Source organism: Planktothrix sp. FACHB-1355 (assembly GCF_014748295.1).
GTDB classification, from domain to species: domain Bacteria; phylum Cyanobacteriota; class Cyanobacteriia; order Cyanobacteriales; family Aerosakkonemataceae; genus Aerosakkonema; species Aerosakkonema funiforme_A.
Window position 1 is genome coordinate 1 of sequence record NZ_JACJUP010000574.1, and the last position, 4,189, is coordinate 4,189.

The window sequence follows — 4,189 nt, forward strand, 5'->3', positions numbered from 1 at the left end:
GACGAAGTATTAATTTTTTCACCAGACTACGGCTTGGACGAATATAAAGGAGCGAGAATTTACGGGGTTCCCGGCTTTCCGCTACCCATGTATCCAGAGTTAAAATTAGCACCGCCGAGACCTGCGATCGGTCACGCCCTAGAAAAGTTTCAGCCGGATATCATTCACGTTGTCAACCCAGCTATTTTGGGATTGGGCGGTTTGTTCTACGGAAAAATGCTGAAAATTCCACTCATAGCTTCCTATCATACCCATTTACCTCAGTATTTGCAACACTACGGATTGGGAATGCTGGAAGGTTTACTGTGGGAATTGCTCAAATCAGCCCACAATCAAGCGCAGTTAAATTTGTGTACCTCAATGGCAATGGTGGAAGAACTGAGAAACCACGGCATTGAGCGAGTAGACTTGTGGCAGCGGGGAGTAGATACGGAAATGTTCGATCCCGACTTAGCAAGTAAAGAAATGCGATCGCGCCTCAGTCAGGGACACCCGGATAGCCCGCTGCTCATCTATGTAGGTCGTCTGGGTGCGGAAAAAGAAATCGATCGCATCAAACCTCTATTAGAAGCCATACCCAACGCCCGCCTAGCCTTAGTCGGGAATGGCCCTCATCGCGAAGCCTTAGAAAAACTCTTTGCCGACACACCCACCAACTTCGTCGGCTATCTGCACGGTAAAGAACTCGCCTCCGCCTATGCTTCCGCCGACGCCTTTATCTTCCCCTCCCGTACCGAAACCTTGGGATTGGTGTTGTTAGAAGCAATGGCAGCAGGCTGTCCCGTAGTAGCGGCGCGTTCCGGCGGTATTCCCGATATAGTCACAGATGGAGTCAACGGCTACCTATTCGATCCTACCGACGAACAAGGAGCGATCGCAGCTACCCAACGCCTGTTAGCTCATCCAGAAGAACGCGAAACCCTACGCGCCAACGCCCGCCGAGAAGCAGAACGCTGGAGCTGGGCAGCTGCAACCCGCCAACTACAACGCTACTATCAATCTGCGATTTTTTCCCAGTCAATGCCATTAGCAGCCTGAACTAGGGGTTAGGGATTAGGGGCTAGGGGAAGAGGGAAGAGGCAGAGGGAAAGGGAAGAGGAGGAATTTTTGAATGATTGACTTTCCCTAACCCCTAACCCCTAATCCCTAACCCCTTTTTTCCTTTTGACTTTTGACTTTGACCGAGCCCCACTCGCAAGATTGTATTAAAATAGCTTGTTCCTAGCTAGCCAAACGGATACATTCGTAGTAGGTCGCCTTACATTCACCCTTCGGGAAGGCAAAACGTTCTCAGGCAAAAACCGGAGAACGAGGGAAATATGAGAGCGGGGGAGTAGGGGAACAGGGGAGCAGGGCAGCCAAAAGCCAAAAGTCAAAAGTCAATCATTCAAAATTCCTCCCTCTCCCTCTTCCCCTACTCCCGACGCCCTAACCCCTATTCCCTAGCCCAAGGGAGCCAAACTACAGCCCGTAATCGGTCATGACCATGACACTCCCGAACACTGGTAGCGTCCTGGCGACGTTGACTCAGTTGACTCAAGTGCATCGCACTCATGCACTGTTGCATCGCGTCAAAACTCTTTCAGTTCCGGAATTTGTCTGCTTACTCGACTTTATTACCGCCGAATTCCAGCAATTTCTGAGGGCAATCGATTTAATCAATAACGAAGCCCTAGAAACCATGCTGGAGAGGACTCTAGAGGCAATTACGCTCAAAATCGGCCAAATTCTGCAAGCAGATCGGACTACGATCTTTTTGGTAGATACCGATAAAGGCCAACTATGGTCAAAAATATCTACAGCCGAAAATGAAAAGCCTTTAGAAATTCGGTTGCCGATGAACGCGGGGGTAGCAGGTCACGTAGCTACAACAGGTGCTTGTCTGAATATCTCCGATGCCTACAATCACCCCTTATTTAACCCGGAATTAGACAAACAAATCAACTATTACACCCGCAACATCCTTTGTATGCCTATCCTCAGCAGCAAAGAGCAGGTAGTAGCAGTTGTACAGCTGACCAACAAAGCTGGGAATGTACCTTTTAATAGCGAGGACGAACAAAGTTTTCGCGATTTTGCCGCCTCGATCGGCATTATCCTAGAAAGCTGTCAGTCCTTTTATGTCGCCGCCCGCAAACAGCGCGGTGCAGCAGCCCTACTGGAAGCGATCCAAACTCTGGGCAAGAGTTTAGACTTAGAAACAACTCTGCAATCAGTCATGGATCAAGCTCGCAAACTGATGCAGGCCGATCGCAGTACTCTATTCTTACTCAGAAGAGAAAACAACGAACTCTGGAGCAAGGTAACCGCCGCAGATGGCAAAACTATGCTGGAAATCCGCATTCCCGCAAATAGAGGGATCGCCGGTTACGTTGCTTCTACAGGTCAGCCGCTGAACATTCCCGACGCCTACAAAGATCCTCGCTTCGACCCCAGCACAGACAAGCGTACCGGTTACATCACCCGCAATATCCTCTGTTTGCCAGTATTTAACTCTAGCAGCAACCTGATCGGGGTTACCCAACTGATTAACAAAAACCAGGGTAGCTTCACCAGCTCGGATGAAGAATTTATGCGAGCATTTAATATTCAAGCTGGGATCGCGTTAGAAAATGCCAAATTATTTGAAAGTGTACTTTTAGAGAAGCAATATCAAAAGGATATCCTGCAAAGCCTCTCAGATGCAGTGATTTCCACCGATATGGAAGGTCGGATCGTCACGATCAACGATGCCGCTCTAGAATTGCTGGGTTGTCCCCTTCAACACGCTAGCGGTAAAATCAACAAGCAAGTTTGGGAGCAAAAATTGATGGGTCGCCTCGTTTGGGAGGTAGTGCCGATCGAAAATCTGCAAATGCGGTTGCAGGATAGCCTCAAATATGCAGCAAAACACTATGTTCCAGAACAAAGCTTGACCGTGGGTTTGTGGATCGAACCTTCAGAGGACAACTTAGAAGGTGTCAAGGAATCTTCGCCGCAGACCGCATCCCACGAATCTACCAACAACCAACACTCCAAAACAGAAGAAGATACAAAATACTACATTCTCGTTATTCGCGATCGCACCAATCCAGATATTTTCATTCCCTGGAACGAATCTACTACAGGTGACGGTGCCATCCCAACTCGTCCTTACATCCCGAAGGAAAAAGTTAGGGAAATCGAACGCAGCCTCAATTTGACTGTCAACCCCCTCACTAACCCAGAAGGAGGCGTGCGCGGCGGTTTGGTAGTCCTGGAAGACATCTCCCAAGAAAAACGGATGAAAACTACCCTCTACCGCTACATGACCCCCGGTGTAGCCGAACGGGTAATGGCACAAGCTGAAGATTCCTTAATGGTAGGAGAACGCAAAGAAGTCACCATTTTATTTTCCGATATTCGCGGTTACACTACCCTAACGGAAAATCTGGGAGCGGCTGAAGTGGTATCGCTGCTGAATCAGTACTTTGAAACAATGGTAGAAGCAGTCTTTAACCACGAGGGTACGTTAGATAAGTTTATTGGGGACGCTCTTATGGCCGTTTTTGGTGCGCCGCTACCCCTGAAAGACCATGCTTGGTTGTCCGTACAAACCGCCCTAGATATGCGGAAACGCCTTGCGATATTCAACCACCGCCGTATTATTGCCGCCCAACCGCAAATCCATATCGGCATTGGCATCAGTTCCGGAGAAGTCGTTTCTGGCAATATCGGTTCTCAAAAACGAATGGACTATACGGTAATTGGCGATGGAGTTAACCTCAGTTCTCGTTTGGAAGGCGTTACCAAAGAGTACGGTTGCGATATTATTTTGAGCGAGTTTACTTATAACCTTTGTCGCGATCGCATTTGGGTACGGGAACTCGATAAAATCAGAGTGAAGGGAAAGCACGAAGCGGTCACTATCTATGAATTGATTGGCAATCGCACTCAACCCCTGGAAGACCCAACCCAAGAATTTTTGGGTTATTACAATGCCGGACGAGAAGCTTACCTTGCCAGAGACTTTTATCGGGCAATTGCTAACTTTGAAACTGCTCTGAAGATTCGTCCCTTTGACCAAGCGATCTCCGTCCATATAGAACGAGCTAAAAAATATATATTAGATCCACCTCCCGAACATTGGGATGGCGTTCATACAATGGCAACAAAGTAACTATTGAGAATTTTGGATTTTGGATTTTGGATTTTAGATTGAAATTCAATC

2 protein-coding genes are annotated in these 4,189 nt (G+C 48.0%); both read left to right on the top strand.

Features of this window, described 5'->3' with window-relative positions; all coding sequences use genetic code 11:
• On the top strand, positions 1 to 1,038 hold a 1,038-nt coding region (locus H6S82_RS20905; protein WP_191056646.1), incomplete at its 5' end, for a glycosyltransferase.
• 448 nt (positions 1,039 to 1,486) lie between these two features.
• A complete protein-coding gene (locus tag H6S82_RS20910; protein ID WP_190473059.1) occupies positions 1,487 to 4,138 on the top strand; it encodes a GAF domain-containing protein in 2,652 nt (883 codons plus the stop codon).
• The last annotated feature ends 51 nt before the right edge of the window (positions 4,139 to 4,189 follow it).

Bases quoted from the DNA above. Each gene is read 5' to 3' on its own strand.
- H6S82_RS20910 (WP_190473059.1), top strand. From the start codon at position 1,487: ATGACACTCCCGAACACTGGTAGCGTCCTGGCGACGTTGACTCAGTTG.